Source organism: Kouleothrix sp. 19917, assembly GCF_057073505.1.
Map to the genome: position 1 here is coordinate 8527390 of NZ_CP097099.1, position 13907 is coordinate 8541296.

Genomic DNA, 13907 nt, shown 5'->3' on the forward strand with positions numbered 1-13907 from the left:
TGCGTGGTGGGGGTTCGGGGGCGGCTTGCCGCCCCCGAAATTCCCTTTTTTGGCCGGTCTCGGCCACGTTCGTGGCCGAGACCGGCCAAAAAGAAGAGGATTTTGAACCATACGCTCCGTATCTGGCTGCTGCTTGCGCCCGCGCTGTTTGTGATTGGTGGCCTGTTTCTGGGCGGCTTGCTGCTCGGCCTGGTTCAGTCGCTGGGCTACGTGCCGCTCGCGGGCGCGCACGACCTGAGCCTGCGCGCCTACGCCGAGGTGCTGGGCAGCCGCTCGTTTCTGCGCTCGCTGCTGCTGACCGTGCATGTCGCGTTTACGTCCACCGTGCTGGCCTCGATGCTGGCGCTTGGGCTGGCGCTGCTCCTGCGCCAGAGCTTTGCGGGCCGCCGCGCCATGACCTTTATCTTCCAGCTGAACCTGCCCATCCCGCATCTCGTCGGGGCGATTGCGCTGGCGCAGGTGCTTGGGCAGAGCGGCCTGCTGGCGCGCGTGGCGGCGCTGTTCGGCCTGATCGACGACCCCGGCCAGTTTCCGCCGCTGGTGTTCGACCGCTGGGGGCTGGGGATTATTGCCGAGTATGTGTGGAAGGAAACGCCGTTTATTGGCGTTGTGCTGCTGTCGCTGCTGCACACGCTCGGCCCCGACTACGAAGATGTGGCGCGCTCGCTGGGCGCAAGCCGCTGGCAGCGCTTCCGCCATGTGCTGCTGCCGCTGCTCCTGCCCGGTCTGCTCTCGGCCTCGGTGATCGTGTTTGCGTTTGCGTTTGGCGCGTTCGAGGTGCCATTCTTTCTGGGGGTGGCGTTTCCGCAGGCGCTGCCGGTGCTGGCCTACAAAAGCTACACCGACGTTGACCTGAACGCGCGCCCGGCGGCCATGGCTATGAGCATGATTATTGCCGCGCTGGTGACGGCGCTCGCGCTGCTGTACTTGCGGCTGGGGCGGCGGGTGCGTCAATAATCTCCGTGCCTCCGTGTCTCCGTGGTTCCTTTCTATAACTCGCAGATATGCATCAGCGCCTGCCAACCAATCACATAAAGCCTGCCGCCTTGCGAGCCGTCGCGCTGGGCCTGATGTGCATCGCCGTGCTGGGGCCGTTTGTGCCGCTGCTGCTGTGGTCGTTTGCGTTTCGCTGGGCCTTCCCGAGCGTGCTGCCGGCCGAGTGGAGCCTGCGCGCATGGCGCTACATCGCCGCGCCCGAGTCGCAGGTGCTGCCGGCGCTGGCGAATAGCCTGGCGCTGGGCGTGGCCGTGACGGTGCTGGCGACGCTGGTGAGCGTGCCCGCTGGGCGCGCGCTGGGCATGTATGATTTTCGCGGCAAGCGCCTGGTCGAGTTCCTGATCCTCGCGCCGGTGATTGTGCCGGGCATCGCCGTGGTGCTTGGCATCCATATTGTGTTTATTCGCTACAACCTGACCGAGCGCTTTTTGGGCGTGGCGCTGGTGCATCTCATCCCAACCGTGCCATATATGACGCTGGTGCTCGCCAGCGCGTTTGCGAACTACGACGCGCAGTTCGAGCAGCAGGCGCGCGTGCTGGGGGCCGGCCCGTGGCGCGCGTTCTGGCTGATCACATTGCCCGCGATCTGGCCGGCGCTGGTGGTTGGCGCGCTGTTTGCCTTTCTGATTTCGTGGAGCCAGTACCTGCTCACTCTGCTGATCGGCGGCGGCGCGGTGATTACCCTGCCACTGCTGCTGTTCTCCTTTGCGGGCAGCGGCGACAACGCGATTGCGGCGGCGCTGTGCCTGGTGTTCGTCGCGCCAGCCGTGCTGCTGCTCGTCGCCACGGCGCGCTACCTCGGCGGCGAGCCGGGCGCGATGGAGGGCTTTGGGAAGATGTAGGGAGTGTTGAGTTTTGAATGCTGAGTGTTGAGTTTTGTGGAACCAAGAACCAAGAACCGCAGAACCGAGAACCAAGAACCGCAGAACCTGCAACTCCCTGCGCTCTTTGCGGTCAATAATCCTAATCGTCAATCGCAAATCGTAAATCCAAAATCTTTGCGTCCTTTGCGCTCTTTGCGGTCAATAATTACTCTGGAAAATAAGTTATTTCATACAACGGGCAAGCTTCCAGGAAGCTCATCTGGTTATCAGGTTCAAGCAAAACTGGCTTTAGCTTCCTGGAAGCTGAGTACAAGGAAATTTATTTTCCAGAGTAATAATCCTAATCATAAATCGTCAATCATAAATCGTAAATCTCGCATGACAAGCGTTCATCTCGATAAACTCACAAAAAGCTACGCCCGCGGCAGCAACGCCGTGCACGATCTCTCGCTCACCGTTGGGTCGGGCGAGCTGGTGGCGCTGCTTGGCCCGTCGGGCTGCGGCAAAACCACCACCCTGAAAGCCATCGCCGGGCTGATCGAGCCGAGCGGCGGCGACATCCGCTTTGGCGAGCGCTCGGTGCTGGGCATCCCACCCGAGCGGCGCGGCGTGGCCATGGTCTTTCAGAAGCCGCTGCTGTTCCCGACCATGACTGTGGGCGAGAACGTGGGCTTTGGCCTGCGCATGCGCGGCGAACCACCGGCCCAGATCGCCCGGCGTGTGCGCGAGATGCTGGAGCTGGTGCGCCTGCCCGGCCTGGAGTCGCGCCGCCCGCAGCAACTTTCTGGCGGGCAGGAGCAGCGCGTGGCCCTGGCGCGCGGCCTGATCATCGGCCCGCAGGTGCTGCTGCTCGACGAGCCGCTCAGCCAGCTCGACGCCAACCTGCGCATCGAGATGCGCGAGCTGATTCTGCGCGTGCAGCGCGAGCTGAAGATGACGACGATCTTTGTGACGCACGATCAGGAAGAAGCGGTGATGCTGGCCGACCGCATTGCGCTGCTGTTTGCTGGCGATCTTCAGCAGTACGACACGCCCCGCGGATTCTACGAGCGGCCGGCCAGCGCGGCGATTGCACGCTTCTTCGGTGGGCTGAATTTCATTGCCGGGCGCAAAGCTGCCGGCCAGTTCATCAGCCCGCTGGGCGCGTTTGAGCTGAATGGCGTGGCCGCGCCCGACGGCCCGGGCGTGCTGACCATCCGCCCCGAGGCGATTGCCTTTGGCGCAACGGGCGCAAACACTGTGCGTGGCGTCGTGCGCTCGGCCATGTACCTCGGCACGCAAATGCGCTACTGGGTCGATGCCGGCAGCGCCGAGTTGCAGGTGCTGGCCGACCCCAGCCAGCCGCGCCAGCCCGGCGACGCCGTGAGTCTGGCACTGCCCAAAGAACGGCTGTGGGTGGTGCCCGAGGAGTAGGCCGTGTTGCAGGTTACTAGGTTCCAGGTTGTCAGGTTCCCGAATGATACTTGTTTTCTGCCCGCACCCTTCGATACGCGCTACGCGCTACTCAGGACGCTATCTCGTGTCTCGTACCTGCCGACTGCCGACTGCCGACTGCCAACTGCCAACTGTCGAGTGCCGACTGACTGAGGAATTATTCACCGCAAAGACGCAAAGCGCGCAGAGGTTTTGGATTACCGAGCCACGAAGAAGTTACAAGTTTGAAGGTTGCAGGTTCGAAAGTTACTGCGCGCACCGCTACCTGCCAACCTGAAACTCGCCAACTGCCAACGTTCTAACCTGCAACCTGTAAACTTGCACCCTGCTAACTCAACAATCAACACTTAGCATTCAAAACTTACTTCGAGGAGCCCATGCCCGAACCATTCTTCCCGCTTGGCGCGAGCTACTACCCGCCCCACCACGAGCCCGCCGACTGGCCGCGCGACGTGGCGAACATGGCCGCCGCTGGCATGAACTGCATCCGCTCGGCCGAGCTGCTGGCGAGCTGGGATTATATCGAGAAGGTGCGCGGCGCGCCCGACTGGGGCTGGCTCGACGCGCTGTTTGACGAATCGCACGCGCATGGCGTGAAAATCCTGCTTGGCACCGGCTCGTGCAACCCGCCGATCTGGCTGCTCGACCTTTACCCCGACGCGCAGATCATCGACCGCGAGGGACGCCCGTTTCCCATCGGCACCGTCTGGGGCTGGGCCTGCCGCAACCACCCCGGCTATCGCGCCGAAGTCGAGCGCTACCTGCGCCTTTTGCTGGCGCGCTACAAAGACCACCCGGCGCTGTGGGCCTGGCAGATCGACAACGAGCCGGGCTTCCCGTTCGTCACGCGCCGCGGCGAGGAAAACCCACGCCTGCACGACTACAACCCGCACACCGCCACCGCCTTTCGCGCCTGGCTGGAAGCGAAGTATGGCGACCTCGATGCGCTGAATGTCGCGTGGCGCTGGGATTGCACGCACCATCAGTACAGCAGCTGGGCGCAGGTGCAGCCGCCGCGCTCGATGCCGCAGGAGTGGGGCGTAGTGACGGCCTGGCTCGACTGGCGCACTTTTCTGAACGAAAACATGGCCGCGTTCATCGGCTGGCAGCACGCGCTCATCAAAGAGCACGACCGCGAGCACCCGACCATGACGAATATTTTCGCGCCGTCGGGCCGCGATGTTGAGATGGCGCTGGATGTGTGGCGCATGGCCGATCAGGCCGACGCGATTGGCTACGACCTCTACCCCGGCATTATCCGCGAGCCGGGCGGCAAGCCGCACCTGCACGAAGCGCCCGAATATATCTCGATGTTTCTCGACATCGGGCGCAGCAGCGCCATCCACGCCGGGCGCGAGTTCTGGCTGCCCGAGCTGGAAAGCGGGCCAATCAACGGCTGGGCGCTCGGCCCCGACTACACCACCACGCCGCAGGACATCACGCGCTACAACCTCGAAGCGCTGGCGCACGGCGCAAAAGCCATTCTCTACCAGGGCTACCGCGAGTGGCCGTGCATTCCCATTCACTGGGGCGCGCTGGCCGATTTGCGCGGGCGGGCGACCGGGCGCTACCACGCGGCGGCGGCGATCAACCGCATGGTGAACGAGCACGCCAGCTTCTTCCTCAAGGCCCAGCCACCGCGCGCCGAGGTGGCGCTCTACACCGACACGCGCAACGAAATGCTGCTGCACGGCATGGGCGCGAACGACCTGCTGCGCCGCTGCGTGCGCGGCGCGTACCACACCTTCTGGCGCGCTGGCTACCCGGTCGAGTTTGCCGACAGCGCCGCGCTGCAAAAGGGCGACCTGCCCTACAAGCTGATTGTGCTGCCCTGCGCCATGCTGGTCGACGAGCCAACTGGCGCGGCGCTGCGTGGGTTTGTCGAGCGCGGCGGCACGCTGCTGGCCTTTGCCAAGGGCGCGTGGGTGGATGGGCGCGGCTGGAGCTGGGACGAGCAGCCCGGCGCGGGTTTGAGCGCGCTGTTTGGCGTGCAGGCTGGCGAGATCGAACGCAGCGCCGAGTGCGCCATTCATCTGGGCGAAGAAAAGTTTGGCGCGGCAGATCTGCCACCGGCTGTTGCTGGCTACTGGCACCGCCAGCCGCTCGACGCCGCCGAGGGTGGCGAAATAATTGCGCGCTTCGCCGACGGCAGCGGGGCGATTGTGCGGCGGCGCGGGGGTGCGGGGCAGGCGATCTATGTTGGCACCCACCTTGATGCAGCTGCTCTGACCGAACCAAGCGCGGCGGCGCTGCTGCTGGCGCTGGGCGAAACGGTCGGCCTTGCGCGCTCGCTCGAATTGGTTGATACGCCGCCCACCATCGACGCGCACCTGCTTCAGGCAAACGGCCAGCGCATGATCATCCTGACCAACAACGGCCCGGAAGAGGTGCGCGCGCGCGTGCGCCTGCCCGGTGCGCCGGTGGTGGCCGCTGCCGAACTGCTGCGCGGCGGCGCAGTGGTGTGCGACCCGACTGGCTGCGCGCTCACGGTCCCGGCCTGGGATGGGGCGGCAGTGCTGCTTGGGTGAGGATGGGCGAAGAGTGACCAAGCACCGGCGACGGAAGGGCGAATAGCAATACGCCCAGACTGCGCACCAGCGAGCGAAGGGCGAATAGCAATACGCCCAGACTGCGCACCAGCGACGGAAGGGCGAATAGCAATACGCCCAGACTGCGCACCAGCGACGGAAGGGCGAATAGCAATACGCCCAGACTGCGCACCGGCGAGCGAAGGGCGTATAGCAATACGCCCAGACTGCGCGCCCGGCCCGTGAACGGGCGGGCTACACGTTGCGAAGTCTGCAGGCTGACAAGGCCGCGCAGGCGGCCTTCGCCCACGGGAGCCGAGCGCTTCAGCGCCACGGCGGCACCGCACAAGGGGAGAATTCATGCTCGCAACCGAACTGCTGCCCGCGCTCCATGCCTACGTCGCCCGTCCCGACGTGCGCGATGCCCTCGGCCTCGCGCAGGGCGTGCACGCCACGCTCGAATTTCTGGCGCAGGGCGAATACAACATCAACTACCGGCTGATGCAGGGCGGCGAGACCCACTGCGTGCTGCGCGTGAATGTTGGCTCGCAGATCGGGCAGGCCGGCGGCGCACAGATCGCCTACGAAGCGGCGGCGCTGCGCCTGCTCGGGCCGCATGGCGTGGCCCCGCGCCTGCTGTACCTTGACGACACCCTGGCCGCGCTGCCCTATGGTCTGCTGGCGATGGAGTATCTGCCCGGCGGCCCGCTCGACTACGCCAGCCCCGCGCAGATCGCCGCCGCCGCCGGCACGCTGGCGCGGCTGCACAGCATCCCCGCGCCGCCCGGCGCGCCCTTCATCCGCCGCCGCGCCCTCCACGACGATCTGGCCGAAGGGCGCGAATGGCTTGCGCCCTACCTCGCCTGCGAGCGCGCCCCTGCGCACCTGCGCGCCTTGTTCGCTACGCTGCTCGAACGCGCTGCTGACTCGGCCGCGCGCGATGCCGGGCGCTTTCCCGCGCCCTTCGCGCTGGTGCACACCGACGTGCAGGCCCATAACTGGATCGTCAGTCAGCCGTTGCCAGCCGGCAGCGAGCAGCAGGCAACGGGCGCTTGGCAGATGGCTGATGGCATACTGCCAACTGCATACTGCAAACTGGTGGACTGGGAGCGCCCGCTGATCGACGACCCAACCTACGATCTCGCGCATTTCCTCATTCCCACCACCACCCAGTGGAAGTGCGGCGTGACCTTTACCGCGGCTGAACGCGCACATTTCCTGGCCGCCTACGCTGCCGCCCGCCCCGACCTCGATCCAGCCGAGCTGCGCGAGCGCTTACGGCTGCGTCTGCCCTTCATCCTGCTGCGCGCAATTGGCTGGTGCGCGGGCGCGTGGGTCGAGTACACCGGCCCTGGCCGCGCCATCGACAACCGCGACACGCTGGCGAAGATCGAAGAATATTTGCAGGAACCCTACCTGCGCGCTTTGTTCCACGACTGGCTGCGGGAAGAGAGCCTGGGGGGTGGGGAATAGGGTATGGGCGTAGGGGCTTGTTTACTCGTTCTTCCGCGCTGCGCTCGTTCGCTCTTTCGCTCATGGGCGCACATCCAAACGCCAGCTTCCTTGCGCATATTCTGCTGAATCCCTGCCCTCATTGTAATTCGGCAAGTGCGCGGCTATAATTTCGGCAAAAGGAGAACGCCATGGCAATTGAAAGCAGTGTGGTAAGCGCACCGTTACTTAGTGGCGCCGACCTGGCCGAGCTTGTGGGTATTGAGCCGTGCGAATTAGTAGAAGGGAGAATTGTGCCAATGAGTCCAACCGGCTATGAGCATGGGCTAATCGAAAATGCGCTCGGTGCCGAATTGCGAGCGTTTGCTCAAGCGCACAAGCTTGGCAAAGTGCTGGTTGGCGAAGTTGGCATTTATACCCGCCGCAACCCCGACACCATTCGCGCCGCCGATGTGCTGTTTATTTCAAATGCGCGCTATACGCAGCGTCAATCGAAAAGCTATTTGGATGTTGCACCTGAGCTTGTGGTTGAAATCATGTCGCCCGGCGATGCCTGGGCCGATGCCATGCGCAAGCTGCGCGAGTATTTTGCTATTGGCGTGCTGCTCGTTTGGGTTGTTGATCCAGCTGCACGAGTGGTATATGCTTACCGCTCGATGACCGATATTCGCGAATTCGCGAGCGGGAGCGAACTGCCTGGCGATGCAATTCTGCCTGGCTTTTCGGTTGCCGTTGCGCAACTATTTGAGGAATAATACTCCCCACAACAAGGAGGAACCCATGGCCGAGATCGCGCTGATCGCCCCGTCCATCCCGCGCGCCGGGCGAACGCTCAAAGAAACCGCCAGCATCTGCGAGGTCTGCCAGGCGCAGATCCCGGCTGCCTACGTGGCCGACGACACGGGCCACGCCCATTACACCCGCGAATGCCCAACGCACGGACGCTTCGCCACCGATCTTGGCCCCTACGCCGATTTCTACACGCGCATGTTCGAGCTGGACGAGCGCATCAAGCAGCGCTGGCCCGATAAAGTCACGCAGGAGCCGATCCGCACGCACCCCTTCCAGATGCGCGACCGCGCCAACCTCGTGATGCTCGAAGTTACCGAGAAGTGCAACCTGACCTGCCCGATGTGCTTTGCGGGCAGCAGCCCCGCCGGCCGCCACTACACGCTCGACGAGATCAAGGCGCGCATCGACGAAGTGATTGCGCTGGAGGGCAAGGGCGTGTCGTTCCAGATCAGCGGTGGCGAGCCGACTGTGCGCAAAGACCTGGATAAGATCGTCAAGATGTGCTACGACGCCGGCTGCGGCCATGTCGAGGTCATTAGCAACGGCATCCGCATCGCCAAAGACGCGAACTACGCCAAGCAGCTCAAAAGCTGGGGCGTTACCTCGCTCTACCTGCAATTCGACAGCACTGACGACGACCATATCGAGCAGCTGCGCGGCGAGCGGCTGTGGTGGGTGCGCGAAACCGCGCTTGAGCATCTGGCTGACGCGGGTATGCCGGTGGTGCTGGCCGTAGCGATCATGCCCGGCCTGAACGACAACCAGGTCGGCCCGACCATGGAAGTGATTGCGCGCAGCCGCGCCAACATCGTCGCGGTGAACTTCCAGTGCGCCACGCCTTTTGGCGGGCGTTTCGACATCGACGCGCCGCGCAAGCTGCGCCTGCCCGACATGTTCGAGCTGATGCGCCAGCAGTGCGGGCTGGAGCCGTCGGGCTTCTTCCCGGTGGGCAGCGGCTCGCCCTTGTGCAACGCCTACGGGCGCGTGGCCTATATCGACGGGCAGTGGCGGCACGCGCTGAAAGACCTGACTGTGGACGACTTCATGGACCTGATGGGCGACGACCCGGTGGATTTCGTGCGGGCGCTGACGGTGGGCCTGAGTGAAAGCGTGCCCTACATGGCCAAGCAGGTGATGAAAAACCCGCGCCTGCTGAAGAAGGTTGTGCCGCTGGTGGGCAACGACCCGCTGGGCTGGCTGCGCGGCAAGAAAGGCCCCAAGCAGACGACGATCTACATCAAGCCGTTTATGGATTCGAGCGACTTCGACATCGAGCGGATCGAGCGCTGCTGCTACCACAACGCCTCGCCGCGCGGCATCGTCAGCTTCTGCGCCATGAACAACCTGACCCGCGCCGAAGCCGTGCCCGAAAGCGCATTTGTGCCGCCGGTGCATAGCGCGTAGACGTGTGTTACGGGGTAGCAGTTGGCAGTCGGCAGTCGGCAGTCGGCAGTCGGCAGTCGGCAGTTGGCAGTTGGCAGGTAGGGTGCGCGCAGTAACTTTCGAACCTGCAACCTTCAAACTTGTAACTTCTTCGTGGTTCGGCAATCCAAAACCTCTGCGCACTTTGCGTCTTTGCGGTGAATAATTCGGTCGGCAGTTGGCAGTCGGCAGTTGGCAGTTGGCAGTTGGCAGTCAGCAGTTGGCAGTTGGCAGTTGGCAGTTGGCAGTTGGCAGGTAGGGTGCGCGCAGTAACTTTCGAACCTGCAACCTTCAAACTTGTAACTTCTTCGTGGTTCGGCAATCCAAAACCTCTGCGCGCTTTGCGTCTTTGCGGTGAATAATTCGGTCGGCAGTTGGCAGTTGGCAGTTGGCAGTTGGCAGTTGGCAGGTAGGGTGCGCGCAGTAACTTTCGAACCTGCAACCTTCAAACTTGTAACTTCTTCGTGGTTCGGCAATCCAAAACCTCTGCGCGCTTTGCGTCTTTGCGGTGAATAATTCGGTCGGCAGTTGGCAGTTGGCAGTTGGCAGTTGGCAGTCGGCAGTTGGCAGGTAGGGTGCGCGCAGTAACTTTCGAACCTGCAACCTTCAAACTTGTAACTTCTTCGTGGTTCGGAATCCAAAACCTGCGCGCCCTTTGCGCCTGTGCGGTGAAACTGAGCCTCAATCGTAAATCGTAAATCGTAAATCCCTGGCTGCTGTTTGGCTGCGCTATGAGGCACGTACGAGTACCGTAGGGCGGTTCGGCTAGACTGCTTTCCAGGCAGCGTTTGCGTCGTTTGTGGGCGTGGAGGTCGCGGAGCGGGACGTGCCAGCGCTGCCGGGAACACACCGCTTTCCCTTCTCACCGTGTGTGCATAGCAGGAGGAACACCATGGCGCGCTATACCTACGACATTACGATCATTGGCGGCGGCTCGGGCGGGTTGACGGCGGCGCGGCTGGGGCAGTCGCTCGGCGCGCGTGTCTGCCTGATCGACAAAGAGCGGCTCGGCGGCGACTGCCTGCACTACGGCTGCGTGCCCAGCAAGTCGCTGATCCATGTGGCGAAAGTTGCGCAGCAGGCCCGCCATGCCGCGCAGATCGGCCTCGCCGCCGCCGAACTGACGCCCGACATGGCGAAAGTCACGGAGTATGTGCAGGGCGTGATCGAGCGCGCCTCGCTGGCCGAAAAAACCTACACCGAGGGCGTGGATGTGCGCCTGGGCGCGTTCGAGTTTCGCGGCGCGCACGAGTTCTCGCTCAACGGCGTGCCGCTTTCCAGCCAGTCGTTTATTGTTGCCACCGGATCGCGCCCGGTTGTGCCAAAGGTCGAGGGTCTGGCCGAAGCGGGTTTTCTGAGCAACGAGCAAGCCTTCGACCTGATGCACCTGCCGAAAACGCTGACGGTGGTTGGCGGCGGGCCAATTGGTGTCGAGCTGGCGCAGGCATTCGCCCGCCTGGGCGCGAAAGTCACGATTGTGCAGGGGGCCGAGCGCATCCTGCCGCGCGAAGAGCCCGAGGTGGCAGGGGCAGTGGCCGAGGCACTTGAGCGCGACGGCATCAGCATTCTCACCAATGCGCGCATGCAGCGCGTGCGCCGCGACGGCGGCCAGAAGATCGTCGTGGCGAAACAGGGCGAGGGCGAAATCGAGATCGCGGGCGACGAAATTTTGATCGCGCTGGGCCGCGCCGCGAATGTTGATGGCCTGGGGCTGGACGCGGCGGGCGTGAAGTACGACAAAAAGGGCATCAAGGTCGACGACTACCTGCAAACCGCCACCACGAACATCAGCGCCATTGGCGACGTGATTGGCGGCTACCTGTTCAGCCATGTTGCGGCTTACCATGCCGGCGTGGCGGTGCGCAACATCCTGGTGCCAGTGGGTAAGAAAAAGGTCGCCTACGATGTGCTGCCCTGGGTGACATTCACCGACCCCGAGGCGGCGCGGATCGGCCTGACTGAAGAAGAAGCCATGCAGAAGGGGCCAGTGCGCGTGATTCGTTTCCCCTACAGCGAGATCGACCGGGCGCAGGCCGAGGCCGAGACGCACGGCTTCATCAAGCTGGTGCTGGGCGCGAAGAACGACGACATCCTGGGCGCGCATATTGTTGGCGCGCATGGCGGCGAGCTGCTGGCCGAGATCGCGCTGGCGATGAAGTATAAGCTCGGCCTCGACGCGATTTTCAGCACCACACACGCCTACCCGACCTACACCACCGGCTTGCAGCAGGCGTCGTTCGAAGCCTATCTCGAGTCGGAATCGATCAAGGGCGCGCGCAAATTCATTCGCCCGGTGCTGTCGTTGCGGGGCTAGCCAAGAAGCATCGATGGGCGTATAGCAATACGCCCAGACTGGAGAACCAAGAACCAAGAACCGACGCCAGGGCATTGAGACGAAAGACCAGTGACGAAAGACGAAGCGCATCTTGCTCATTCGTCCTTCGTCTTTCGTCTCAGCAAGCAGGGCCAAACTTCAGCCGCACTCTACTGGTTCCTGACATCACAATGAATCGAACCCTGATCATTTTTGCCCGCGAGCCGGTGGCGGGCCGCACCAAAACGCGCCTGTGCCCGCCGCTCGATGGCGCGGCGGCTGCGCGGCTGTACGCTGGCTTTCTGGCCGACACGCTCCACGCTGCGCGGTGCGTGCCGAGCGCGCAGGTGCGCATCGCGCACACGCCCGAGTCCGACGCGGCATGGTTCGTGGGTTTCGCGCCCGGCATCGCGGCCAGTTCGCAGCGCGGCGCAACGCTGGGCGAGCGCATGGCGGCGGCGTTTGGGGAGGCGTTTGAGCGCCAAATGGACGATCGACAACCGACCACCAACGACCACGACGTTGTGTGCGCCGTCAGTGGTCAGTCGTCGGTCGTCATCATTGGCAGCGACAGCCCCGACCTTCCTCCTGCCTATTTGCATGAGGCGTTTGCGCGGCTGGAACGCGGTGCCGACGTGGTGCTCGGCCCGTCCGACGACGGCGGCTACTACCTGATCGGGCTGCGCGCGCCACAGCCGCGCCTCGTGCGCGAGGTGCCGATGAGCACGCCGACGGTGCTGGCCGATACCCTCGCGCTGGCAGAGGAATTGCGCCTGCGCGCCGAGCTGCTCCCGCGCTGGTACGACGTGGACACCGCCGCTGAGCTAGCGCGCCTGGCCGCACACCTGCGCGCCGCCCCGCCCGACGTTGCGCCGCACACGCGCGCCGCGCTGCACGCGCTCGCGGAGGCAGCGCGGTGAGCCAGCGTTTCGCGCGACTGCCGCGCCACTATGCACGCTTTGCCGGGCGGCGCGTGGCCTATGCTGTGCGCGGGCGCGGCCCCGCCGTGCTGCTGCTCCATGGCCTGGGCGGCACCGCCGATTTCTGGCAGCCGGTGATCGCACGGCTCGATGATCGCTTCACGCTGATTGCGCCCGACTTGCCGGGTTTTGGCTTTTCCGACCGCTCGCGCGGCAGCTACGCCCTGGCGCGGCACGCTGGCGCAGTGCTGGCAGTATTGCGCGCGGCGGGCATTCGTGAGCTGCATGGGCTGGTGGGCCACTCGGCGGGCGGCGTGGTGGCGGTGGCGCTGTGCGCGATCAACGCCGTGCCGGTTGGGCGGGTGGCGCTGGCGGCTACGCCATTCCCGTCGCCGCGCTTTCCGCTGCGCGAGGAATTGATCAGCACACCGTTCTTTGGCCGGCTGCTCGACAACCGCCGGCTGGCGCGCATTGACCATTTTGTGTGGCAGCGCATGATCTGGCCCCTGCTGCGGCTGGTGCCAATGCAGGAATACCTGCGTGGCGGCTGGGCCGGCTTTATGGACTACAGCGCGGACAGCTTCTACGACACCGCCGCCGAGCTGATGTTTCGCGCTGATCTCGACCCGCTGCTGCCCGCGCTGCGCGACCGACCGACCTTGCTGCTCTACGGCCCGGCGGATGGCACCATCCCGCTGGTACACGGCCAGCGCCTGGCCGCCGAGCTGCCCACGAGCAGGCTGATCGAGGTGGCGGGTGGGCACTACGCCGTGCTGCGCGAGGGTTTGCGCCCGCTGGCCGAGTGGCTCGAAGCTGAAAACGGGTAGAATAGTGCGGGAAGCCGGAGATAGCCGGAGGCAGTGGGCAGTGGCAGGAGGCAGTGGGCAGTGGGCAGTGGGCAGTGGGCAGGAGGCAGTGGGCAGGAGGCAGTAGGCAGTGGGCAGTGGGCAGTGGGCAGGAGGCAGTAGGCAGTGGGCAGGCGGCAGTAGGCAGTGGGCAGTCGGCAGTGGGCAGTCGGCAGGAGGCACGGTGAAAGGGTGAAAGGGTGGCTTTAACCTGCAAACCCGCAACCCGCAACCTGCAAACCCGCAACCTGCAACCCGCAACCCGCAACCTGCAAACCTGCAACCCGTAACCTGCAACCCGCAACCTGCAAACCCGCAACCTGCAAACCTGCAACCCGCAACCGGCAACCGGCAACCTGCAACCCGCAACCTGTAAACCC

Annotated in this window: 10 protein-coding genes; all 10 read left to right on the plus strand. The window is 64.3% G+C overall.

All coding sequences use genetic code 11. The features are described 5' to 3' along the window. Nucleotides 1-102 precede the first annotated feature (102 nt). Nucleotides 103-957 carry an ABC transporter permease subunit gene (locus M1P90_RS34400; RefSeq protein ID WP_483700431.1) on the plus strand — a complete coding sequence of 285 codons (855 nt, stop codon included), beginning with the start codon at nt 103-105 and terminating at the stop codon, nt 955-957. An 89-nt stretch (nt 958-1046) separates the two neighbouring features. Further along, the gene (locus tag M1P90_RS34405; RefSeq protein ID WP_483700432.1) at nt 1047-1838 is read left to right on the plus strand and encodes an ABC transporter permease; all 792 of its coding nucleotides are present in this window, start codon (nt 1047-1049) and stop codon (nt 1836-1838) included. 360 nt (nt 1839-2198) lie between these two features. After that, entirely contained in the window at nt 2199-3233 is a 1035-nt protein-coding gene (locus M1P90_RS34410; protein WP_483700434.1) for an ABC transporter ATP-binding protein, read from the plus strand. A gap of 398 nt (nt 3234-3631) precedes the next feature. Further along, nucleotides 3632-5782, plus strand: a complete 2151-nt coding sequence (locus M1P90_RS34415; RefSeq protein ID WP_483700435.1) for a beta-galactosidase — start codon at nt 3632-3634, stop codon at nt 5780-5782. Nucleotides 5783-6142: 360 nt separating this feature from the next. Then, on the plus strand, nt 6143-7255 hold the full coding sequence (locus tag M1P90_RS34420; protein WP_483700436.1) for a phosphotransferase family protein: 1113 nt from the start codon (nt 6143-6145) through the stop codon (nt 7253-7255). A gap of 170 nt (nt 7256-7425) precedes the next feature. Next, complete coding sequence (locus M1P90_RS34425; RefSeq protein WP_483700438.1) at nt 7426-7989, plus strand: Uma2 family endonuclease; 564 nt, start codon at nt 7426-7428, stop codon at nt 7987-7989. 25 nt (nt 7990-8014) lie between these two features. Continuing rightward, a complete protein-coding gene (locus tag M1P90_RS34430) occupies nt 8015-9430 on the plus strand; it encodes a radical SAM protein (protein ID WP_483700439.1) in 1416 nt (471 codons plus the stop codon). Nucleotides 9431-10340: 910 nt separating this feature from the next. After that, nucleotides 10341-11762, plus strand: coding sequence for a dihydrolipoyl dehydrogenase family protein (locus M1P90_RS34435; protein ID WP_483700440.1), 1422 nt, complete (start codon nt 10341-10343; stop codon nt 11760-11762). Nucleotides 11763-11953: 191 nt separating this feature from the next. Continuing rightward, nucleotides 11954-12682: a TIGR04282 family arsenosugar biosynthesis glycosyltransferase gene (locus tag M1P90_RS34440; RefSeq protein ID WP_483700441.1), complete on the plus strand. Its 729-nt coding sequence runs from the start codon at nt 11954-11956 to the stop codon at nt 12680-12682. Further along, complete coding sequence (locus M1P90_RS34445) at nt 12679-13509, plus strand: alpha/beta fold hydrolase (protein WP_483700442.1); 831 nt, start codon at nt 12679-12681, stop codon at nt 13507-13509. The genes M1P90_RS34440 and M1P90_RS34445 overlap by 4 nt, the downstream gene beginning before the upstream one ends. Nucleotides 13510-13907: the final 398 nt, after the last annotated feature.